Below are 20,679 nucleotides of genomic sequence, written 5' to 3'. Positions count from 1 at the left end.
TTGAGATGGCCAAACGAATCGACGTCAAAGACGTGGACATCTACTACGGCAAATTCCACGCCGTGGACGGCGTCACCCTCTCGGTGCCGCCGCGGAACGTCACCGCGTTCATCGGCCCGTCGGGCTGCGGCAAGTCGACGGTGCTGCGCACGCTGAACCGCATGCACGAGGTCATCCCCGGCGCCCGCGTCGAGGGTGAGGTGCTGCTGGACGGCGAGGACATCTACGGCGCCGGTGTCGACCCGGTGCAGGTCCGCCGCACCATCGGCATGGTGTTCCAGCGCCCCAACCCGTTCCCGACGATGTCCATCCGCGACAACGTCGTGGCCGGCCTGCGCCTGGGCGGCACCAAGGGCAAGAAGGAGCTCGACGACGTCGCCGAGCGCGCCCTGCGCGGCGCGAACCTGTGGAACGAGGTCAAGGACCGGCTGAACAAACCGGGCGGCGGCCTCTCCGGTGGTCAGCAGCAGCGGCTCTGCATCGCGCGGGCGATCGCCGTGCGGCCCGACGTGCTGCTGATGGACGAGCCGTGCTCCGCGCTCGACCCGATCTCGACGCTGGCCATCGAGGACCTGATCGGTGAGCTCAAGAAGGAGTACACGATCGTCATCGTGACGCACAACATGCAGCAGGCGGCGCGGGTCTCGGACCAGACCGCGTTCTTCAACCTGGCGGGCGTCGGCCAGCCGGGGCGCCTGGTGGAGCTGAACGACACGGAGAAGATCTTCTCGAACCCGGACGAGAAGGCGACCGAGGACTACATCTCGGGCCGGTTCGGCTGATCTTTGTCGCGCGTGAAGGCCCCCTTTCCTCGGCTGAGCCGAGGGAAGGGGGCCTTCACGCGCTTGGGGGCGATCGCGGCAAGGCCGGCGTCGGTCCAGGTGGTCGTGAGTGGCGATTCGGGTTAGAACCCGAATCGCCACTCACGACCGACCCGACCGAGGCCGAACCGGCGCTGACATGGCGAAGGGGTCCTTCACCGCACGAGATGCGGTGAAGGACCCCTTCGCGGGAAAGTCCCCTTACAGCTCGTCGGGCCCGTACCCGGGCATCTTGCCGGTCACCACGAAGATCATCCGGCGCGCGACCGAGACGGCGTGGTCGGCGAAGCGCTCGTAGAAGCGGCCCAGCAGGGTGACGTCGACGGCCGCGGCGACGCCGTGGTCCCAGTTCCGGTCCATGATGACCGTGAACAGGTGCTTGTGGATCTCGTCGACCTCGTCGTCGTCCGATTCGATCGTGCGGGCGGCCTCGACGTCCTTGGACTTGATGACCTGCTCGACCTGACGGGCCAGGCTCACGCCGACCTCGCCCATCTTGGCGAAGTCCGCCTTCACCTCTTCGGGCAGTACGGGGTCCGGGTGGCGGCGGCGCGCGGCCTTGGCCACGTGCAGCGCCAGATCGCCCATCCGCTCCAGGCTTTCCGCCGCGTGGATCGCGGCGAGCACGGTCCGGAGGTCGGTCGCGACGGGTGCTTGCAGGGCCAGCAGCGCGTACGCCTGCTCCTCGCATTCGGCGCGCGCGTCGTCGACCTTCGCGTCGTCGCTGATGACCTGCTCGGCGAGCCCGAGATCGACCTCGAGCAACGCCCGGGTCGCCCGCTCCATCGCGTCGGCGACCTGGAGGGACATGCTCGCTAGGTTCTCGGCGAGCTGTTCGAGTTCGACATGGTAAGCCTCACGCATGGCCCAACCCTACGGGGAACAGGGACCAAAAGCCGCATCCCAGAGTGAACCTGACGTGAACCCGGACTAACGAATGATCCTCAGCCTGAGCTGCTGCTCTTCTTGGCGCCGCCCGACTTGGCGGAGCTGGTCGGGGGCGACGCCGTGTCGCTCGCGGGAGGCGCCGGAGCCTTCTCTTCCAGCGGCGTGTTGTTGATCAACGCGTCGAAGACGGCCTTCGCCTTGCTCTGCAGCAACACCTCGTTGCCGCGTTTGTTCGCCTCTTCGGTGGTGGGCACGGTGAGGAACTTGACCTTGTCCGAGCCCATCCCGCGCATCGACTTCGCCAGCGTCATCATCTGGTTGATGCCGAGGTTCTCGCCGAAGGTGGCCTTGGCGAACGCGTCGATGAAACCGCTGAGCTTGCCGGTGTCCAGGATGACGTCCTTCGACATCACCGTCTTCAGCAGCGCGCCGAGGAAGGCCTGCTGCCGTTTGATCCGGCCGTAGTCCGACGTCGGGTCGCCCTTGACGTGCCGCGCCCGGACGTAGTTCAGCGCCTGGTCGCCCGAGATCCGCACCTCGCCCGCCTGCGGGATGATCATGCCGAGCGTGGTGTCGTCGATCGGCTTCTCGTTGTACACGGTGACGCCTTGCACGGCGTCGACCATGGATTTGAAGCCGTTGAAGTCGATCCCGACGAAGTGGTTCATCTTCATGCCGGTGATCTGCTGGATGACCTTCGTGACGCACTGCGGGCCGCCGACCGCGTAGGCGGTGTTCAGCTTCGCGATCTTCTGCGCCGGCGAGGTCTGGTCCGAGTACGACGACGTCGCCGGGTCCCAGCGCTTGCATTCGGGGCGGCTGATCTCGAGGTCGCGCGGGAAGGACACCATGACGACGCGCTGCCGGTCCGCGGGGACGTGCGCGATCATCACCGTGTCCGAGCGGGCGCCCGGCGTGCCCTCGGCGTCGCCGACACCGTCTTCGGCGGCCGCGCCGTCACGGGTGTCGGAGCCGACCATCAGGAAGTTCTCGTCGCCGGTCTGGCCCGCGGCGTCCTGGATGTCGGCCGAATCCTCGTCGAGCGAGGCGACGGTGTTGAACTTCGCGTCGAACCAGGTCTGGGCGCCCCAAGCCGAACCGATGGCGAGGAACACGAGCGCGGCGACCACGGCGGCGGTGATCCGGCCCGCCTTGGCCGTCTGCCTGGTCTTGCGTTCCTTCTTCTCCTGCAGCCGGGTCTGCGGCGCGGACTCCTCGGAGGCCGCGGCGGGCTCGGGATCGGTGGTCGTGACCACTCGCTGCAATGCCGTGCGGGTCTGCTCCAGCAGCGCGGCGGGGCGCAGGGCGAGCCGTTCGCGGCGCTCGCGCTTCTTGGCCTCTTCGGCCTCGAGTTCGTCGTGCGCGGCGGAGAACCGGGCGAGCGTGTGGTCGATCTTGCGCTTGGTGATCGTCGCGTCGTCGATCGCCTCGAGCTCGTCGGTCATCGTGAGCCGGTCCATCTCGGACCGCGGCGGGACACCCGGCGACGGTGGGACGGGTGCCTGCTGCACCGGCCGTTGCGCCGGACGGCGGGGACGACGCGGGGGCGGCGGTACCGCGGGCTGCTGCTGCGCGCCCGGGTTGACCACGGGCGGGCGGCGCTGCGTCGGCGCTTCGGGGCTGGGCGCGGCCTGCGAAGTGCGGCGCGGCTGGCGCGCGCGAGGCGGACGCGGGGCCTCGTCGGGTTGCGGGCCCCGCGGCGGCATCTGGGCACGCGGCGCGGCGGGTTTGGCCGCGCGAGGAGCGGGCGCCGGACTCTCGGCGGGGGCGGCGGGACGAGGACGGCGAGGTGCGGGCGGCTCCGTCCGGGCGGCTCGCGCACCGGGTCTCGGAGGCTCCGGCGACGGCTCGCTCTGCCGGAGACGGCGCGGAGCGGGCGCCTCGGCGGAGGGGTCGAAGATCGGGCGTTCACCGGTATGACGTGCGACGACGTCGGAAACGCTGATCCCGCCGTGGGTGTCCATCGAGCGGCGTCGAGCCCGGCGGCCGCGCTCACCGGCAGTCCTGTCGGTGTTGCTGTGGCGACCGGTCCCCGGGGTGTGGTGCTCGTCGGGCACTCGGTCTCCTTTCAGGCCTGGCGTCGAAGCTCTTTCGTTATCGTACGGACACCTCAGGTTCGTGACGACAACCATCCCGGAATTTTCTTCACCCAAGGTACCGAGAAGCGCCGAACGGTCCATGCGATCGGGTGAGCGGTCGTGGTTAAAGCTGCGTTAAAAGGTTCGAAACCGCTACGCAGAGTGGGACCGTTGACTGTGTGAGTGGACGGCGAGTGGCTAAGCGCCCGCGGACTCCGCCGTGTTCATCGGATGCGGAATCGTGCGCGACGATTCCCTATCCCGATAGGCCACTTTGTTTCGGCCCGCCCGTTTCGCCATATACAACAAAGCGTCGGCACTGCGCAACTGCCGTTCCGGTTCGGCCGCGAGATCCGGCTCCATACGGCTTTCGTGTGCGAGCCCGACGCTGATCGTCACCGACAGGCCCGGGCGGATGCGGCGCCACGGATGGCGGGCCACCCGGATACGGGCGGTGTCGGCGATGCGCACGGCGCGGGCGGCGTCGACGTCCGGGATGACGAGCGCGAACTCCTCGCCGCCGTAGCGGGCGCAGAACGCCTCCGGCGGAAGTCCCTGTTGCAGCAGGTCCGCCACCTCGCGGAGCACCCGATCGCCCACCAGATGCCCGAAAGTGTCGTTGACGTCCTTGAACAGGTCGAGGTCGACCAGCGCGATCGCGACACCGGGCGGACCGCGGTGGTCGACGGCCGGGCCGTGCAGCCACTGGTCGAGGTAGCGGCGGTTGTAGCTGGAGGTCAGCGTGTCCCGCAGGCTGCCCGCCCTGGCGAGGTCGAAGGCGGATTTGAGGTGGTGATACGCGCGCCGCCAATCACCCTGTGTGGCCAATACCCCGGCGATCGACTCGTGGAGACTGAGCAGATCGGTGGCCGGCGCGCCCGGTGGGAGCGCGGCCTCGTCGTCGGCTGCCACGCTCACCTCCGCCACGAATTGGTTTTCGTCGTATAGGAGGGATCTCTTGAGGTATGAGTACGGGCCAAAGTGAATATCCCTCAAGAGGACGACGGTTCGGCGCCATTGTCACGCACCGAAGTGTCTTTTCATAAGGACGAAAACGGCTCGGCGTCCTTGAGCTGCGAAAACTGATCTTTCGCCCAGTAACTCACGTCAGTCACATCGTCATTCAGCAACAGTGCGTAATCGTTCCAGCTCAGCCAGCGCCAGTCGCCGACCTCGTCGGGATGCGGTTCCGGATCGTCGTCCACCCAGGCGACGAAGACGGGGCAGAACTCGTTCTCGACCACGCCTTCGAACGGCGGAGTGGAGTAACGGTAGGAGGGAAGGACGCACTGGAGCCCGTTGAGCCGCGGCAGCCCGAGCTCGAAGGCGGCACGGCGCCGGACGGCCTCCTCGATGGGTTCACCCGGTGCGGGGTGCCCGCAGACACTGTTGGTCCACACGCGGGGCCAGACCTTCTTGCTGGCGGCGCGGCTGGTGATCAGCAGGGCCTGGTCGCTGCCGCGCAGCAGGTAGCAGGAGAACGCCAGGTGCAGCCGGGTGTGCTCGTGGTGCGCGGCCAGTTTGGGCGCGGTCTCGCCGGTCGGCTCGCCGTCCTCGGTGACGTAGACGATGCGTTCGGTGTCCACTTCGGTCATGTTGTTCATCGGCCCCACTGAACCAGCAGGCTCGCTGTAACCGGTACCGCGACCAGAGTTACCCCTGTTAGTGGGATGAAAGGTGCTCGACGAGCAAAGATGTGACGGCCTCGGGAGCTTCCTCCACGACCCAGTGGGAGACGTCCTCGATCATCTCGAAGCGGTACGGGCCGGTGACCCGGTTCGCGGTGTCGAGCGCGGCCGTCGAACCGAAGGCGGCGTCCTCGGTGCTCCAGATGTAGAGCGTCGGGACCTCGATCGGCCCGATCTTCCCGCCGGGACGGCCGGCGCGGTACCAGTTGAGCGCGGCGGTCAGCGCGCCCGGCTCGGACAGGCGCTGAACGTATTCGTCGATCTTGCTCGGCGGCACTTTCCAGTCGAACATGCGGCGCAGCGCGTCGGCGTTGTTCTCGAGCATCCGCCGTTCGGTGACGCGGGTCTGCCGCCATTCGGTCATGTACGCCGAACGGAGATGCTGGTCCTCGTCGGTCTTCATGGCCTCCGCCAGCGCGGCCGGATGCGGTGTCGAAATCACGGCGAGACTGCGGAGCCTGGCGGGATGCGCGTCGGCCGTCCACCACGCGACCGCGCCGCCCCAGTCGTGTCCGACGAGATCGAATTCGTTCCACCCCAAGCGATCCGCGATCGCGATGACGTCACCGACGAGGTCGTCGATCCCGTATTCGGACGCCTGTTCCGGCCGGACGTCCGGGGAGTAGCCGCGCTGATCCGGGGCGACCGCGCGATAGCCGAGCACGCCGAGCGTCGCGACCTGGTGCTCCCATTCCACCGCGGCCTCGGGAAACCCGTGCAGCAGCAGGACGGGGCGGCCGTCTTCGGGGCCCGCCGCGATGGCGTCGAAGGAACCGGCCGCGGTGGGGATGCTCAGCTGCTCGATCACGACGCCGACTTTACGGGTCTCCGGTTTCCGGCGAGCGGCAAGGGATTGACGACGAGTGTTCGTTGATCGTCTAATAAACGCGCTGCCGATCTTCGGCCGCACTGGGGAAACTGGGGTATCACATGTCGAACAGTTGGAGGCGCCGGCTCGCCGTCGGCGCCGCTTCCGTCGCGCTCGCGGGCGGAATCGGTGTCACCGCGGCGAATGTCGCGGTCGCGCAGGAAGCACCGGTTTCGGTGCTCGGGGTCTGTGACGGCAACCCGGGTTGTCATCTCGGGCCGTACCCGACCTACGAGGCGTGTCTCATCGAGCAGAGCAACATGGCCCGGTATTACACGATCACCATGCGGTGCTTCGAGGTCGACCACGACCAGTGGAAGTTCGCCTACAAGACCAGGGGAACCTGAGTCGTGAACGAAACGCTCCCGCCGCCCGGCGGGAGCGTTTTTCGTTTCAGCCGCCCGAGTGCATGTCCTCGGCTTCGGGGACGCAGTCGTCGTCCGGGTCGTCGAGCCAGCCGTGCGGCAGCGTGACCTTGCCCGGCGAACCCTGCCGCCCGCGCGGACCGGTGGCCGCGGTGGGGAACGGCGCGTCGTGGTCGAGTTTGGCGATCAGGTCGTCGAGCTGGTCCATGCTGGACAGCATCGCGAAACCGCGTCGCAGCTCCGAGCCGACCGGGAAACCCATGAAGTACCAAGCCATGTGCTTGCGGATGTCGCGCATGGCCTTGTCGTGGCCGTCGTGCTCGACGAGCAGTTCCGTGTGGCGGCGCAGCACCTTCGCGACCTCGCCGAGATTCGGCGGCGTCGGCTGCGGGCGCCCGGCGAAGGCGGCCTCCAGCTCGCCGAACAGCCACGGCCTGCCCAGGCAGCCGCGGCCGACGACGACGCCGTCACAACCCGTCTCGTCGACCATGCGCAGCGCGTCCTCGGCGGAGAAGATGTCGCCGTTGCCGAGCACCGGGATGCTGGTGACGGCCTCCTTGAGCGCCGCGATCTTCGTCCAGTCGGCCTGGCCGGAGTAGCGCTGCGCGGCGGTGCGCGCGTGCAGGCTGACCGCCGCCGCGCCCTCCGCCTCGGCGATGCGCCCGGCGTCGAGGTACGTCAGGTGGTCGTCGTCGATGCCCACCCGGAACTTGACCGTGAACGGCACCCCCGCCTCGGCCGCGGCCTTCGCCGACTCGCGCACGATGTCGGCGAACAGCTTGCGCTTGAACGGCAACGCCGCGCCGCCGCCCTTGCGCGTCACCTTCGCCACCGGGCAGCCGAAGTTGCTGTCGATATGGTCGGCGAGCCCCTCGCCGGTGATGATGCGGACGGCCTCGGCCATGGTCTTCGGGTCGACCCCGTAAAGCTGCATGGACCTGGGCTTTTCGTTCTCGCCGAAGGTCATCATGTGCATGGTGCCGGGGTGGCGCTCGACCACCGCGCGGGCGGTGATCATCTCGCAGACGTAGATGCCGGCGCCGTACTCCTGGCACAGCTGCCGGAAGGCGACGTTGGTGATGCCGGCCATCGGAGCGAGCACGACCGGCGGATCGACCTCGTAGGGGCCGATCTTCAGGCTGGGCTTGCTCAGGGTGGCTGTCACGCCCTCCATTGTCGCCTGTGGTGTCTGTCACTCGCAGGTGGGCCGGGTTCGGCCGCCGATTTCCTCGCCGTCAGGAGCGGTCACCCACCATTTCATCTGCCCGTCGGGGTAGGTCCCGTCGATGTAGGTCAAGCTGCTGGCGACGACCACGCCCGTGTGTTTCGGTGATCTCAGCTCGATCCGCAGCCGGTAGAAGCGGGCCGTGTCGTTCTCCACGGTCACGTCTTCGTCCCGCCATACGGTCAGCTCGGGAAAGTGGAGGTCGTCGAAGTGCATCGACCGAACGCCTTCGAAGTAGAGCTCGACAGGCTCGCTCTGCGGCCTGAACCCGGACCGGAGGAACAACTCCGAGTGCCCTACGCCGTATCGCCACAGCTGGAAGGTGCGCGACGTGCTGAGGAGCGTTTCGCCGGGGTTCATCCAGTCAGTATGGAGAAACTTCCGGTACCCCGGCCCGATGGCTTCCTGCGGTGACCGTGTGGATTTTGGGACGTCAGATGTCCCGAAATCCACACAGTGCTCTGTGACATCGTCGCCGGGGCCGTTCGGGCTCGAAGGCAAGTTGACCACGGACATGCGTAAGGCCAGGGTCCCGGTATTCCCCGGGTGCACCTGGCCTTGCGACTCGTGCGGTGCCCGCGGCGCCACACTCCGTGTTCAACGTAGTCCGTGAGTGATCCGTGCGCGACCATCGGCAGATCAGCGGCGCGCCGCGGGGCGTGGGGACGGCGTCTTTTCAGGACGACTTCGCCAACTGGCTGACTCGCTGGAAGGACATGCCGAGTACTTCCCCCGCTTCGCGTTGTGAAACGCCGAGAGCGAGCAGCACTGTACTTCGAGATGCAGGTCGTACTCTTCGTCCCTGACGCCGTCCATGATTTCGATGAGCTCGCTGGCCATCGTCACGACGTCCTTGTAGCGGAGAGCCTGGGTCGAGCGGTCGATCTCGCGGACACGGATGAGCCAGAACCTGCCATCGCGAGCGACTTCGGCGTGATAGGTCTTCACTTCCTCCGTCACCCCTTTACCGCGATCTCGCCCAGTTCGGCATGGGCACCACCATGCCGCGCGTTGCCGCCTGGCGGCGACGTATGTCTAAGGAGAGCTAGACGCAGGCGTCAAGGCTGGGCTGGACAACTCCCGAGATGGGATGGAAAAGATCGTCTCGTTGCGGCTGTGCAGTACTGGATTTCGAGAGCTTTGCCTTCCTGAGCGTCCCGACCAGAGGACGACCTCTACGCGACTTCCGGTGTCGGGTCCTATCGGCAGATCAGCGAAGGGGAGATCGGCAGATCCACGGACTGGCCGGGCGCTCCGAGTGTGGGCCAGATCGCGATGATCTTGCAGGTCGCGACCACATCGTCATCACGATTGAGTAGTGCTACGGATCCCTCGGCGGGCCTCAGGCCGCATGCTGATCGCCATGACCACCGATGGGGATGTGCTCCTCAGGCTCGCCGGGGAGATCGACGACCTTGGGGCCCGCCTCGCGCGGGTCGGCACCGAGCTGCGGACCGTCCGGACCGAGGCTGAGCCGAAGCCCGAAGAGGCGCCTGAGCAGGCCGAGAAGCCCGCCGAGCAGCAGGAAGAGCAGCAGGCCACGGCACCGCAGGCCGAGCAGGCAGACCAGCCGCAGACGGAGCAGCCGCAGGCAAACCAGCCCGAGCAGGCTGACCAGCCGCAGCGGCCGCAGGCCGAACAGCCGCAACAGCCCCAGGTGCCGCACCAGGGCCAGCCGCAGCAGCCCCACGTGCCCCAGCAGCCCTACCCGCGCTACTTCACCCACCCGCAGCACCCCCAGTACCAGGGCCAGTACCACCAGCAGGCCCAGTACGCGCAGTGGCAGCAATGGCAGCAGCAGTACCGCCAGCAGTACCAGCAGCCGCAGCAGCCCTACCGTCCGTACCAGCCCGCGCCGAAGGTGTCGCTCGCCGAGAAGCTGGGCAAGGAGGGCGCCGGCAGCAGGCTGCTGGCCTGGATCGGCGGCGCGGTCACGTTGCTCGGCATCGTGCTGTTCCTCGTGCTCGCGATCCAGCGTGGCTGGTTCGGACCGGTGCCGCGGGTGATCGGTGGTGCCGTGCTCGGCGCGGCGCTGGTCGGGATCGGCCTTCGCCTGCACCGCACGCCGGCGGGCCGCACGGGGGCGTTCGCGCTCGCCGCGACCGGGATCGGCGCGCTGTACCTCGACGCCATCGCCGCGACGACGATGTACGAGTACCTCCCGGCCTACGCCGGTCTCGCGATCGGGCTCGTGATCGCGGTCGGCGGGTTGCTGCTGGCCGTGCGGTGGGAGTCTTCGCTGCTCGCGACGGCCGTCGTGCTCGGCTGCGTGATCTGCGCGCCCATCATCACGCAGGGGTTCACCCCGCAGCTGGTCGCGTTCCTTCTGGTCGTCCAGATCGCTTCGACGCCGGTGCAGCTGCGCCAGTCGTGGCCGTCGGTCGCGGTCGCGGCCGGGATCCCGCCGCTGCTCGCCTCGGTCTGCAGCACGGCGTTCGTCGGCTTCGGCGGCAGCACGGGCAACACCGCCGCCGCGCTGGCCGCGGGCGGCACCGCTCTCGCACTGGCCCTGATCGTCACCCTCAAGCGGCCGGGAGACACCGCCGGGCTCGCCCTGCTCGCCGTCGCCCCCGCCCCGTCCTTGCTCGCCGCGCTGTTCCTGCCGAAGACCCCGGCCGTGCTCGTCACCGCGTCGGTCGCGCTGGTGCTGCTCGTGGTGTGGGCCGTCGGGCAGTGGCTCGACGGTTGGACGGGCGAGCTCGCGGGCGCCGCCGGGCTCGTCGCGGCCCTGCAGACGACGATGACGCTGTTCGACGGCAGCGCCCGTTCGGGGATCCTCATCGGCGAAGCGGTCCTGCTGGCCCTGGTCGCGCTGTGGACGAAGAAGCACGTCGCGCTCTTCGGCGGCCTCGCCTTCGCCGTCATCGGTGGCATGATCGCGCTGGTCCTCGACGTCCCGCCGACGCTGTTCTTCCTGGTCCGCAACCGGTCGGAGGCCGACCTCGCCGCCGCGTTCCTGGTGGCGCTGGCGATCTTGGCCGCGGCGATCACGCTTCCGTGGGTCTCGCACCGGCTGGGGCTGTTCAAGGCCGCGGCGGAGAACGTGGTGCCGTGGCTCTTCGCCGGGATCTGCGGGCTCTACGGCGCGGGCGCGCTGGTGCTGTGCGGCGCGCTGATGGCGGTTCCCGGCCGGTCGGGTTTCCTCGTCGGCCACGTGGTGATCACGGTGTCGTGGACGGTCGCCGCGCTGGTGCTGCTCATCCGCGGCATCTCGGCGATCAACCTGCGGGTGATCGGGTTCGTGCTGGTCGGCGCCGCGGTGCTGAAGCTGGTCCTGTTCGACCTCGCCGCGCTCGACGGTCTGGCCAGGGTCGCCGCGTTCCTCATCGCCGGGCTGGTGCTGCTCGGCGCGGGGACGCGGTACGCGAAGCTCGTCGCGTCCCGCTGAGCGGACGTGGAAGAAAAGCCGCGGGATCGTGGTTGGTCGGTTCATGACCTACCAACCCGATCCGCGGCTCGCCGAGCGGGCGAAGGAGAACGTCGCCTGGCTGACCACGATCAGCCCGAAGGGACGCCCTTCGCCCCGCCCGGTGTGGTTCGTGCTCGACGGTGAGGATTTCATCGTCTTCAGCCAGCCGGACACGGCGAAGACCCGCCACATCGAAGCCAACCCCGAGGTCAGCCTCCACTTCAACAGCGACGAGCACGGGAACTCGATCCTGGTGATCGGCGGCAAGGCCGAGATCCTGCCGGACGGTCTCGCTTCGGAGCAGCCGGGCTTCCTCGCCAAGTACGAGAAGCACTACCCGGCGATCGACTACGACGTCCCGAAGTTCGACCGGGAGTACAGCGTCCGGATCAGGATCCGGCCCGAACGTACCTGGGGTTTCTAGAAAACACTGCTAGAAGCCGACGGTCACGCAGGCCAGCCGGGCCCCCGCGGTCCCGGCGTGGCCCGGGTCGGTGTGCGTATGCGTCTCGTGGATCACGATCGAGTTCGCGCGCCGGTCGGTGAACGTCCAGTCCACTTTGGACACGGCGACGCCGCGGCCGGTGGCGTCGGAGGTGAGGTCGAGCCAGATCTCGTTGCGGGGGTTGGCATAGGCCGGGTCCACCGACGGCTTCACCGGGTCTTCGACGTTCTGGTAGTGCGGGCCGGCGAGGTCACCGGTGGCGCCGCACGGCTTCGTGTGCGCGTGGGCGCCGTATTCGCGGTTGGGCAGCAGGCCGGTCACGAGGATCGCGGTCGACGTGCCGTGGGCCTTGGACGTCAACCCGAAGACGTGCGCGCGGGCGCCGGGCGGCACCAGGTCGGGTTTGTAGATGGTCAAGCCACTCTTGGCGGTGATCACGTGGACCCGGGAGCCGGGGGCGGCGGTGGCCGGCCCGGCGCCGGCGGTCAGGGCCAAGGCGGCCGCGGACAGGACGAGGGCGAGTGCGGGGACGGGGCGCATGCCCCTTGCCTAGTCGGCACGAATCGGACACGCCAGAGCGGTCACTCCGTCGGGCGATCATTCTCAAACTATGGGCAGGGTAAGTGAGTACAAATCCTCCGGATCGCACCTGGCTGGTCGCGGTCGCCGCCGCGCTTTGGGGTACCGACGGGCTTCTTCGGCTTCCACTGGCCGAGGCACTTCCGGCGGCCACGGTGGTCTTCTGGGAGCACCTGCTGGTGGTGCTCGTGCTGAGTCCCTTCATTCCCGGCGCTTTCCGCGCGCTGCGCCGGACCGGACCGCGGGAATGGCTGGCCGTGCTCGCCATCGGCGGCGGATCCTCCGCGCTCGCGACGGCGATGTTCACCGCGGCCTTCAAACTGGGCGACCCGGTGACGCCGCTGGTGCTGCAGAAGCTCCAGCCGGTGTTCGCCGTGCTGGCGGCGTATTTCGTCCTTCGTGAGCGGGTCCGCCCCGGTTACGCCTTCTTCGCGATCCCGGCGCTGCTCGGCGCTTGGCTGCTGGCGTTCAAGGATCCCCTGAACATCCAGCTCGCCGCGGCGAAGGCGGCGCTGCTGGCGGTCGGCGCGGCCGCGTTGTGGGCGGCGGGCACGGTGCTCGGACGGCTGCTCTCCACCGAACTGGCGCCGAAGGAGGTCACCACCCTGCGCTTCACCGTCGGGCTCCCGGTCGCGGCGGGCATCGTGGCGTATCAGGGCGGCGAGTTCGCGGTCGGCTGGGACAACGCGCTCGGGCTCGGCCTGCTCGCCTTCGTCCCCGGCCTGCTGGCGCTGAGCCTGTACTACCTGGGCCTGCGGTCGACTCCGGCCGCCAGGGCGACGCTGGCCGAGCTCGCGTTCCCCGTCACCGCGGCCGTGATCGGCGTATTGTGCTTGAACGCCGATTTGTCGGGTACTCAGTGGCTGGGCCTCGCCGTGGTGGTCGTGTCAGTGACGTCGCTCGGCTGGCATGAAAAGGTCAGGCGTCAACCGATGGTCCTGGAGCCAATGCATGGTCGAGCACACCGGCGAGACGAAGAACGAACGCCTGACCCGCAACGTCAGTGAGCTCTTGCAGGAGCTGCGGGTCGCGCAGGCCGGTGTCCAGATCCTCTTCGGTTTCCTGCTCACGGTGGTGTTCACCGACGAGTTCCACGAGGCGAGCGGGTTCGAGAAGGCCGTCCATCTGACGGCGGTCCTGCTCACGGTCTGCTCGACGGTGCTCCTGACGGCGCCCGCCGCGTGGCATCGGCTGCTGTTCCGCACCGGGAACCGTGAGCGCATCCTCACCGTCGGCAATCGTTCCGTGCTGGCGGGCCTCGCCTGCCTGGCGGCCGCCATCACCACGACCGTCGCGCTCATCGCCAAGGTCGTCTACGGCCCGATCGCGATGACGATCCTCGGCGTGGTGTCGGCGGTGCTGTTCGTCGTCATGTGGCTCGTCGTGCCGAAGAAGATCGACCGCAACGGCGACTGATCACCGTCCGGTGCGCACCGGCGTGCTTTCGGGCAGGCCGAAAGCGGCGGCCGACACGGACTTCGGGTCGTCCGGGCTCGCGCCGTCGAGCACCCGCCGGGCGCCGGTCCACGAGAACATCGCCTTGACCGAAGGCGAGAAGCCCGCGCCGTCCTCGGCGACCTTCCGATCGAGCACACGGAACCCGCCCGGGGTGCGTTCGACGCGGTAGACCATCGGCTGACGACGGAATCCGGCGCGCGTGACGAGGCCGACGGCGTCCCGCTCCACCTCGTCGCAGCTCGCGACCAGGCCGACCTTGACCTGGTCACCGTCCGGCCTGGTCTCGATCACCTTCTGCGTGCACACCCAGCGGGTTCCCGTGTCGCCCGAACCGGCGCGCGCCCGCAGATGCTCGTCGATCGGCGGCAGCGCCTCGCGGGCGACCGCGTCGTCCACCGTCGGCATCTCGTCCACGATCCACCAGCCCGACGCGGCCACCACCACACCGACCCCGGCGAGCACGGGCCAGCGTTTGACGTTCCCCATGGGACGAAGCTACCGAGCGGGGCAAGTGTTCATCCGCGGTTCGGGACGCGTTGCCTCCGCGACCGTAGGTTGCGGCCGTGAACGACTCATCCAGACGGACCTTCCTGCGCGGCGCGGGCCTGCTCGGCGCCGGTGCGGCGGTCTCCGCGTTACCCGCGCTCGGTGCCCCCGCCGCCTCGGCGGCCTTCGGTCGCGGCCCGGACACCGAAGACGGCCGCTTCACCCTCGCGGTCCTGCCCGACACCCAGTACCTGTTCGACGCCGACCGCGGCGACCCCGCGCCCTTGGACGCCACGCTGCGGTACGTCACCGGCGGCGACGAGAATATCGTCTTCCTGGCGCATCTCGGCGACCTCACCGAGAACGGACAGCCGGGCGAGTTCGACCAGATCAGCCGGTCCTTCCAGCACCTGGACCGGCGCCGGTTCCCGTACAGCACGCTGGCGGGCAACCACGACATCAAGTCCTCGACCGACGACCAGCGCGGCCGCACGCCGTACCTCGACGCCTTCGGGCCGCAGCGGCAGCGCGGTTCGCGGACCTTCCGCGGCGCGAGCCCGGACGGCTACAACAGCCACCACGTGTTCCGCGCGGGCGGACGCGAGTGGCTGCTGCTCGCGCTCGACTGGCGGCCGTCGGCGGGCGGGCTGGAGTGGGCGCGGTCGGTGCTGGCGCGGAATCCGCGGCTCCCGGCGATCCTGACCATCCACGAATTGGTATGGGCCGACGAGGCCGGGCAGGCGCAGTTCTCGGAGTTCGGGCAGAAGGTGTGGGACGAACTGGTCGCGGGCAACGACCAGATCTTCCTGACGCTCAACGGGCACTACTGGCCGCCCGGACGCATGGTGAAGCAGAACAAAGCGGGCCACGACGTCCATCTGCACATCACCAACTACCAGGACCGCTACTACGGCGGCAGCGCGATGATCCGGCTCTACCGGTTCGACCTCGCGCGCAACGTGATCGACGTCCGCACGGTCTCGCCGTGGCTGGCGGACCAGGCGCCGCGGCTGAACGAGCTGCAGCGGCAGGAGATCGAACGCACCGACCCGGCGGACTACTTCAGCATGGAGATCGACTTCGAGTCGAGGTTCGCCGGGTTCGCGCCGGTCCCGGTCCCGCCCGCGCGGCCCGCCGAACGCCAGCTGATCCGCGGGACCGTGGCGTACTGGCGGTTCGAGGGCCGTGACGGCACGCCCGTCGACCGAGTCCGTGACCTTTCGGGCCGGGGCAACGACCTGGTCCGCGTGACCCTGCCCGGGAGTGCGCCCGAGGCGTTGCGGTACTCCGGCGAGTTCTCCACACGGCAGCCGTCGAGGTCGAGTCTCCGGTTCGACGGCGGCAAGAAACCGGCTCGCGGCGGGTATCTGCGCACGGCGGACTCCGCGCCGATGAACGCGGAGACGTTCGCCCGCGGTTACACCGTCGAGGCGTTCGTGAAGCTGCCCGAGGATTTCAAGGACGGCAAGCATTCCTGGGCCGCGATCTTCGGCAGGCAGGGCTCGGGCGGCAAGGCGGGCAAGACCGGCGACGATCCCGGCGAGCCGTCGGCCACACTGTCCCTTTCGGACGGTGCCGCGTTCCAGTGGGCGGTGTTCCCGGTGAACCAGAACGGGATCTCCACCTGCTGGGGGCACGAACTGGCGTTGCGGGAATGGATCCACGTCGCGGCCGTCAACGACGGCAGGCGGACGACGCTCTACGTCGACGGCTGCCCGGTGCTGCGGAACCCGAAGACGCCGGCGGCGGGGATCGCGAACCCCGGCGGTTCGTGGCTGATCGGCGCCTACGCCTATGACTCGATCGTCGAGCAGGCGTTCCACGGCTGGCTCGGCGACGTGCGCGTGGTGGGCAGGGCGCTGGACCCCCGCGAGTTCATGCTCGGCTGAGTTTCGCGCGGATCGTGCGCGGTAATGGTGGGCGACCGTCCCCATTATCGCGCACGGTCGTTTCCGGGGGAATACGGGGGGTCTCTTGACAAGCGGGGGACAATAAAAAATCGGCGCCTGATTCAGATTCACTGATCAGTACGCCGAATGTGTTGTCAGTCTAACCGCTGTGAGGGGAACTTGTCAAATCAGGGGTACGACGAGGAATTGCGATCCGAGCGGCGTTACGTGGCGTCGCTCTACGGGCGGCTGGACGCCGAACGCGTGCGCGTGAGCGAGGCGTATGCCGGTGCACTGCGCGGAGAAGGCTTCGCGCTGTCCGACCGCGAGGTGTCCGTCGGCGCGAAGGCTCGCGAGATGGCCAGGCTGAAGGTCGCCGACGAGGGTCTTTGTTTCGGTCGTTTGGACGCCCTTTCGGGAGAACGTTCGTACGTCGGCCGGATCGGCCTTTTCGACGAAGAGAACGACTACGAACCCTTGCTGCTGGATTGGCGTGCGCCGGCGTCGCGCGCGTTTTACTGCGCGACCGGCGCGTCGCCGGAAGGAATGGCGAGGCGCCGTCAATTCCGCACCCTCGGGCGCGAGGTCCTCGACTTCACCGACGAGGTCTTCGGCCGTCCGGAATCGGCGGGGGAACGGGGCGATGTCGCGCTCCTGGCCGCGGTCAACGCGCCGCGCGGCGAGGGGATGCGGGACATCGTCGCGACGATCCAAGCCGAGCAGGACGAGATCATCCGGCTCGCCCACCCGGGGGTCGTCGTCGTGGAGGGCGGGCCGGGCACCGGGAAGACGGCGGTGGCACTGCATCGCGTGGCGTATCTGCTGTACACGAAACGGGGGCGCATGGAACGCCGCGGCGTGCTCGTGGTCGGGCCCAGCAGCGGCTTCCTCGACCACATCGGCCGGGTCCTGCCGTCGCTCGGCGAGACCAGCGCCGTTTTCGCGACACCCGGCGGCCTCGTCGCCGGTCTGCGCGCCGAACGCGAGGATCCGCCGCCGGTCCAGCGGATCAAGGGTTCGCTCGCGATCCTGGACGTGCTCGCGGCCGCGGTGGCGGACCGGCAGGAACTGCCCGCCGAACCGGAGCCGATCGAGCTCGACGACGTCACCGTGGCGTTGGACGCCGAGATCGCGGCCGCCGCGCGCGAGGTGGCCAGGGAGAGCGGCCTGCTGCACAACGAGGCCAAGGCCGTCTTCGAACGCACGGTGATCGCCGCGCTCGCCGTGCGCGCGGTCGACCGGATCGGCGCGGGCTGGCTCCCGGAGGACGATCGGCACACCCGTCCGGAGATGCTCGAGAACGCTCGCCGGGACCTGGAAGCGAGCGAGGAACTCGGTGCGGTGCTCGATCGGCTCTGGCCGTCGCTGACGCCGCAGCGGCTGCTCGCCGACCTCTACGCGTCGCCGGAGCGGTTGCGGGCCGCCGGGGCCGATCCGGCGCTGTTCCGTGAGGACGCGGACGCGTGGACGGTGTCCGACGTGCCGTTGCTGGACGAAGCCGTCGAACTGCTCGGCCGGGACCGTGCCGCCGAGCGCCGGGCGGAGGAACGACGGCGGCTGGCGCGCCAGGAATACGCGGAGCGGGTGCTGGAAATCGTCGAGGTCGAAGACGACCACGACGATTACGAGTTCGCGCTGCGGCCCACGGACGTGCTGATGGCGGAGGAACTGGCGGACCGGTTCGCCGAACGCGACGAGCGGGATCTCGCGGAACGCGCCGCCGCCGACCGGGAATGGACCTACGGTCACGTGGTCGTCGACGAGGCGCAGGAACTGTCCGAAATGGACTGGCGGGTGCTGATGCGGCGCTGTCCCAGCCGGTCCTTCACCATCGTCGGGGATCTCGCGCAACGCCGGTCGCCGTCCGGCGCGCGGTCGTGGGACGAGATGCTCTCGCGGTACGTCGCCGACCGGTGGGTGTACCGGAAACTGACCGTCAACTACCGGACGCCGTCGGAGATCATGGCGGTGGCGGCGTCACTGCTGGCGAGTTTCGCGCCCGATGTCGTACCGCCGGAATCGGTGCGCTCGTGCGGGGTCCGGCCGTGGGCGCGGCGACTGTCCGAAGTGGACATCGAGGACGCCGTCGCCGAGTTCGTCCATGAAGAGGCTGGGCGCGAAGGGACGTCGGTCGTCATCGGGCCGCCGGGAGTGCCCGGTGCGATCGCGCCGTCCGCGACGAAGGGGCTGGAGTACGACGCCGTGCTGGTGGTCGAGCCGGAGCGGATCCTCGCGGAAGGCCCGAGCGGTGAGGCGGAGCTGTACGTCGCGCTGACGCGGGCGACGCAGCGGCTCGGGGTCCTGTACAGCGGGGTGCTGCCGAAAGTCCTCCGCGGTCTTGATTCCGGGCGGCGGACTCCCGACGCTTACCTGCACTGCGTCTGACCCTCCCGCGAGTGCCATGAACGGGCCGTTCCTTGCAAATTTCGCAAGGAACGGTCCGTTCATGGCGCGGGGCGTGCTGTCATCGGGTCAGGTTGCCCCAGGCATATGTCTGTTTTGCGAGTTTCAAGTAGACCAAGGTCTCCGTGCTGACGACACCCGGGATGGGCCGGATGTCGTCGTTCAGCACACTCAAGAGGTGTTCGTCGTCCCGGCAGGCGACCTCGGCGAGCAGGTCGTAGCCTCCCGCGGTCAGCACGACGTAGTGGACGTCCGGCATTCCGGAGAGCTGGTCGGAGACCGCCCGCGGATCGCCTTGCACCTTGATCCCGACCATCGCCTGACGGCCGAGCCCGACGTTCGCCGGATCCGTGACCGCGACGATCTGCATCGTCTCGTCCCGCAGCAGCCGCTGGACGCGCTGCCGCACGGCGCCCTCCGACAGCCCGACGGCCTTGGCCAAGGCCGTGAACGAGGCCCGCCCGTCGACTTGCAGTAGAGCGATCAGGGTGCGATCGGTATTGTCCAAACCTCTAGGTGTGCGCTGCTCCATCTGCGCGCGTGGTTCGTCACCCATGCCGTCCCTCCCTTTGTTTCGGCATGCGATTCTTGTCGCGCAGCGTATCGATAAGTGTCCAGAATGCTACCGCCGTTAAGTTGTTTGTCGTGATTCTCTTTCTCGGCGCCTTCGCGCGAAGGATTCTGTCGTGCGATAGGGCGGGTGCCGAGGTTTTCGGATGACGCGTCAGCCGAGGTCGCGTTTCAGCAGGTCTTCCTCGGTTTCACGGCGGACGAGCAGCGTCGCGGTGCCGCGGGAGACGCCGACCACCGGCGGCCTGCCGACGAGGTTGTAATTCGACGCGAGCGAGTGGTGGTATGCCCCGGTGCACGGGACGGCGAGCAGATCGCCGGGGTGGACGTCGTCGGGGAGCGAGAGCCCGTCGGCGAGGACGTCGCCCGATTCGCAGTGCCGTCCGACCACCGTCATCGGCCGACGGGCGGAACGGCTGCGCCTGCCGATCAGACGCGCCGTGTACGCCGCCCCGTAGAGCGCCGGCCGTGCGTTGTCGCTCATCCCGCCGTCGACGGCGACGAAAGTGCGCGAGCCGCGTTTCACCGCGCAGATCCGGTACACGGTGATCCCGGCCGGACCGACGATCGCGCGGCCGGGTTCGATCGTCAGCTTCGGCAGGGGGAAGCCGTGCGAGGTGCATTCGTAAGCGAGCGCGACACGCAGACGGCGCACATAACCGTCGATGTCGAAACCCGTGTCGCCGGGCAGATAGCGCACGGCGTGCCCGCCGCCGAGATCCAGTTCGCGCAGGGTGACACCGTGGCTCTCGCGGAGTGCGACGAGCACCCCGATCATCTTGCGGGCGGCCAGTTCGTACAAGTCCACCCGCGACACCTGCGAACCGATGTGGCAATGCAGCCCGGCCAGACGGAGTCCGGGCTGCGCGAGCACGGCGGACACAGCGCGCCCGAGGTTGTCGCGGACCTCCTCGCGCAGCGAGAAGCCGAACTTCTGCCCTTCGGTGCCGGTGGTGATCGCGGCGTGTGTACCGGCGGCGACGTCGGGCGTCACGCGGATCAGCACCTGCTGCGCGCCGGTGGCCAGCGCGCCGAGCTGCTCGATCTCGTCGAGCGAGTCCACCACGATCCGGCGGACGCCGTAGGACAAGGCGGTTTTGAGGTCTTCGGGGGTTTTCGCGTTGCCGTGCAGCAGGATCCGCTCGGCGGGGAAGCCGATCGACCGCGCCACCGCGATCTCGCCCGCCGAGCAGGTGTCGAGGGAAAGGCCTTCTTCGGCGACCCAGCGCAGGACCGCCCGCGTGCAGAGAGCCTTGCTCGCGTACGCCACTTCGGCGTCGGGCAGTGCTTTCCGGTACGCGCGGGCGTTCTGCCGGACCTCGTCCTCGTCGAGCAGGTACGCCGGTGTCCCGAACCTCGCGGCGAGGTGCGACACCGGCGCGCCGGCGAACAGCAGTTCCCCGCCCGGTCCGAGCCGGGTGCTGCGTGGCCAGACCCCGGGTTCGAGGTGGTCGGCGGCCTCGCAGCCGAGGCTGGGCAGGAGCTCGCTGAGCGTCACGGTTACCTC

The 20,679-nt window shown here is 68.8% G+C and carries 21 protein-coding genes; 8 read left to right on the top strand and 13 right to left on the bottom strand.

Annotation, left to right across the window (positions count from 1 at the left end; all coding sequences use genetic code 11):
- Positions 1–5: 5 nt before the first annotated feature.
- Positions 6–782: a phosphate ABC transporter ATP-binding protein PstB gene (gene pstB, locus AB8M46_RS09675; protein ID WP_016338000.1), complete on the top strand. Its 777-nt coding sequence runs from the start codon at positions 6–8 to the stop codon at positions 780–782.
- 240 nt (positions 783–1,022) lie between these two features.
- Here pstB and phoU read toward each other — a convergent pair whose 3' ends face one another.
- From phoU to AB8M46_RS09650, 5 genes are all read right to left on the bottom strand, one after another.
- Positions 1,023–1,685, bottom strand: coding sequence for a phosphate signaling complex protein PhoU (gene phoU / locus AB8M46_RS09670; protein WP_016337999.1), 663 nt, complete (start codon positions 1,683–1,685; stop codon positions 1,023–1,025).
- Between the two features lie 80 nt (positions 1,686–1,765).
- Positions 1,766–3,169 carry an LCP family protein gene (locus AB8M46_RS09665; protein WP_037334782.1) on the bottom strand — a complete coding sequence of 468 codons (1,404 nt, stop codon included), beginning with the start codon at positions 3,167–3,169 and terminating at the stop codon, positions 1,766–1,768.
- 816 nt (positions 3,170–3,985) lie between these two features.
- Complete coding sequence (locus AB8M46_RS09660) at positions 3,986–4,714, bottom strand: GGDEF domain-containing protein (protein WP_037334786.1); 729 nt, start codon at positions 4,712–4,714, stop codon at positions 3,986–3,988.
- Between the two features lie 113 nt (positions 4,715–4,827).
- Positions 4,828–5,391, bottom strand: coding sequence for an isopentenyl-diphosphate Delta-isomerase (idi, locus tag AB8M46_RS09655; protein ID WP_394360107.1), 564 nt, complete (start codon positions 5,389–5,391; stop codon positions 4,828–4,830).
- 58 nt (positions 5,392–5,449) lie between these two features.
- The gene (locus AB8M46_RS09650) at positions 5,450–6,283 is read right to left on the bottom strand and encodes an alpha/beta fold hydrolase (RefSeq protein WP_037334792.1); all 834 of its coding nucleotides are present in this window, start codon (positions 6,281–6,283) and stop codon (positions 5,450–5,452) included.
- A 122-nt stretch (positions 6,284–6,405) separates the two neighbouring features.
- Here AB8M46_RS09650 and AB8M46_RS09645 point away from each other — a divergent pair, with 122 nt between their 5' ends.
- The gene (locus tag AB8M46_RS09645; protein ID WP_037334795.1) at positions 6,406–6,690 is read left to right on the top strand and encodes a hypothetical protein; all 285 of its coding nucleotides are present in this window, start codon (positions 6,406–6,408) and stop codon (positions 6,688–6,690) included.
- 46 nt (positions 6,691–6,736) lie between these two features.
- Here the strand turns inward: AB8M46_RS09645 and dusB are convergent, their stop codons facing one another.
- The 4 genes from dusB to AB8M46_RS09625 all read right to left on the bottom strand — a co-directional run bounded on the left by dusB (position 6,737) and on the right by AB8M46_RS09625 (position 9,659).
- Entirely contained in the window at positions 6,737–7,882 is a 1,146-nt protein-coding gene (gene dusB, locus AB8M46_RS09640) for a tRNA dihydrouridine synthase DusB (RefSeq protein WP_037334798.1), read from the bottom strand.
- Positions 7,883–7,900: 18 nt separating this feature from the next.
- Positions 7,901–8,293: a hypothetical protein gene (locus tag AB8M46_RS09635; protein ID WP_394360106.1), complete on the bottom strand. Its 393-nt coding sequence runs from the start codon at positions 8,291–8,293 to the stop codon at positions 7,901–7,903.
- Between the two features lie 279 nt (positions 8,294–8,572).
- Positions 8,573–8,893, bottom strand: a complete 321-nt coding sequence (locus AB8M46_RS09630) for a hypothetical protein (protein WP_394360105.1) — start codon at positions 8,891–8,893, stop codon at positions 8,573–8,575.
- 382 nt (positions 8,894–9,275) lie between these two features.
- Entirely contained in the window at positions 9,276–9,659 is a 384-nt protein-coding gene (locus AB8M46_RS09625) for a hypothetical protein (RefSeq protein WP_394360104.1), read from the bottom strand.
- On the opposite strand from AB8M46_RS09625, the gene AB8M46_RS09620 reads away from it, so the two are divergent.
- Together AB8M46_RS09620 and AB8M46_RS09615 are read left to right on the top strand one after the other, a co-directional pair.
- Complete coding sequence (locus AB8M46_RS09620) at positions 9,624–11,321, top strand: DUF2339 domain-containing protein (RefSeq protein ID WP_394360103.1); 1,698 nt, start codon at positions 9,624–9,626, stop codon at positions 11,319–11,321. The genes AB8M46_RS09625 and AB8M46_RS09620 overlap by 36 nt on opposite strands.
- Positions 11,322–11,364: 43 nt before the next feature.
- Positions 11,365–11,766, top strand: a complete 402-nt coding sequence (locus AB8M46_RS09615) for a TIGR03667 family PPOX class F420-dependent oxidoreductase (protein WP_037334807.1) — start codon at positions 11,365–11,367, stop codon at positions 11,764–11,766.
- A gap of 9 nt (positions 11,767–11,775) precedes the next feature.
- Here AB8M46_RS09615 and AB8M46_RS09610 read toward each other — a convergent pair whose 3' ends face one another.
- Positions 11,776–12,327 (bottom strand): superoxide dismutase, encoded by a 552-nt coding sequence (locus AB8M46_RS09610; RefSeq protein WP_378426013.1) that lies wholly within the window; start codon positions 12,325–12,327, stop codon positions 11,776–11,778.
- Between the two features lie 83 nt (positions 12,328–12,410).
- On the opposite strand from AB8M46_RS09610, the gene AB8M46_RS09605 reads away from it, so the two are divergent.
- Together AB8M46_RS09605 and AB8M46_RS09600 are read left to right on the top strand one after the other, a co-directional pair.
- Positions 12,411–13,373, top strand: coding sequence for a DMT family transporter (locus AB8M46_RS09605; protein WP_394360102.1), 963 nt, complete (start codon positions 12,411–12,413; stop codon positions 13,371–13,373).
- Complete coding sequence (locus AB8M46_RS09600; RefSeq protein ID WP_037334815.1) at positions 13,318–13,782, top strand: DUF6328 family protein; 465 nt, start codon at positions 13,318–13,320, stop codon at positions 13,780–13,782. The genes AB8M46_RS09605 and AB8M46_RS09600 overlap by 56 nt, the downstream gene beginning before the upstream one ends.
- On the opposite strand, the gene AB8M46_RS09595 is transcribed toward AB8M46_RS09600, so the two are convergent.
- The gene (locus tag AB8M46_RS09595; protein WP_394360101.1) at positions 13,783–14,310 is read right to left on the bottom strand and encodes a hypothetical protein; all 528 of its coding nucleotides are present in this window, start codon (positions 14,308–14,310) and stop codon (positions 13,783–13,785) included.
- Positions 14,311–14,387: 77 nt separating this feature from the next.
- On the opposite strand from AB8M46_RS09595, the gene AB8M46_RS09590 reads away from it, so the two are divergent.
- Together AB8M46_RS09590 and helR are read left to right on the top strand one after the other, a co-directional pair.
- Entirely contained in the window at positions 14,388–16,199 is a 1,812-nt protein-coding gene (locus tag AB8M46_RS09590) for a LamG-like jellyroll fold domain-containing protein (protein WP_394360100.1), read from the top strand.
- Positions 16,200–16,379: 180 nt separating this feature from the next.
- Complete coding sequence (gene helR / locus AB8M46_RS09585) at positions 16,380–18,584, top strand: RNA polymerase recycling motor ATPase HelR (RefSeq protein WP_394360099.1); 2,205 nt, start codon at positions 16,380–16,382, stop codon at positions 18,582–18,584.
- Between the two features lie 79 nt (positions 18,585–18,663).
- Here the strand turns inward: helR and AB8M46_RS09580 are convergent, their stop codons facing one another.
- Both AB8M46_RS09580 and lysA read right to left on the bottom strand, forming a co-directional pair.
- On the bottom strand, positions 18,664–19,158 hold the full coding sequence (locus AB8M46_RS09580) for an Lrp/AsnC family transcriptional regulator (protein ID WP_037334827.1): 495 nt from the start codon (positions 19,156–19,158) through the stop codon (positions 18,664–18,666).
- A gap of 168 nt (positions 19,159–19,326) precedes the next feature.
- Positions 19,327–20,670, bottom strand: coding sequence for a diaminopimelate decarboxylase (gene lysA, locus AB8M46_RS09575; protein ID WP_394360098.1), 1,344 nt, complete (start codon positions 20,668–20,670; stop codon positions 19,327–19,329).
- Positions 20,671–20,679 lie beyond the last annotated feature (9 nt).

This window comes from Amycolatopsis sp. SB7-3 (assembly GCF_041021335.1).
Classification (GTDB): domain Bacteria; phylum Actinomycetota; class Actinomycetes; order Mycobacteriales; family Pseudonocardiaceae; genus Amycolatopsis; species Amycolatopsis japonica.
This window is presented reverse-complemented; position numbering and strand designations above follow the sequence as displayed.

Coding starts and splice junctions, on each gene's coding strand:
- pstB (WP_016338000.1), top strand. CDS start 6: ATGGCCAAACGAATCGACGTCAAAGACGTGGACATCTACTACGGCAAA.
- phoU (WP_016337999.1), bottom strand. CDS start 1,685: ATGCGTGAGGCTTACCATGTCGAACTCGAACAGCTCGCCGAGAACCTA.
- AB8M46_RS09665 (WP_037334782.1), bottom strand. CDS start 3,169: ATGGACCGGCTCACGATGACCGACGAGCTCGAGGCGATCGACGACGCG.
- idi (WP_394360107.1), bottom strand. CDS start 5,391: ATGAACAACATGACCGAAGTGGACACCGAACGCATCGTCTACGTCACC.
- AB8M46_RS09645 (WP_037334795.1), top strand. CDS start 6,406: ATGTCGAACAGTTGGAGGCGCCGGCTCGCCGTCGGCGCCGCTTCCGTC.
- dusB (WP_037334798.1), bottom strand. CDS start 7,882: ATGGAGGGCGTGACAGCCACCCTGAGCAAGCCCAGCCTGAAGATCGGC.
- AB8M46_RS09635 (WP_394360106.1), bottom strand. CDS start 8,293: ATGAACCCCGGCGAAACGCTCCTCAGCACGTCGCGCACCTTCCAGCTG.
- AB8M46_RS09615 (WP_037334807.1), top strand. CDS start 11,365: ATGACCTACCAACCCGATCCGCGGCTCGCCGAGCGGGCGAAGGAGAAC.
- AB8M46_RS09610 (WP_378426013.1), bottom strand. CDS start 12,327: ATGCGCCCCGTCCCCGCACTCGCCCTCGTCCTGTCCGCGGCCGCCTTG.
- AB8M46_RS09600 (WP_037334815.1), top strand. CDS start 13,318: ATGGTCGAGCACACCGGCGAGACGAAGAACGAACGCCTGACCCGCAAC.
- AB8M46_RS09595 (WP_394360101.1), bottom strand. CDS start 14,310: ATGGGGAACGTCAAACGCTGGCCCGTGCTCGCCGGGGTCGGTGTGGTG.
- AB8M46_RS09580 (WP_037334827.1), bottom strand. CDS start 19,158: ATGGGTGACGAACCACGCGCGCAGATGGAGCAGCGCACACCTAGAGGT.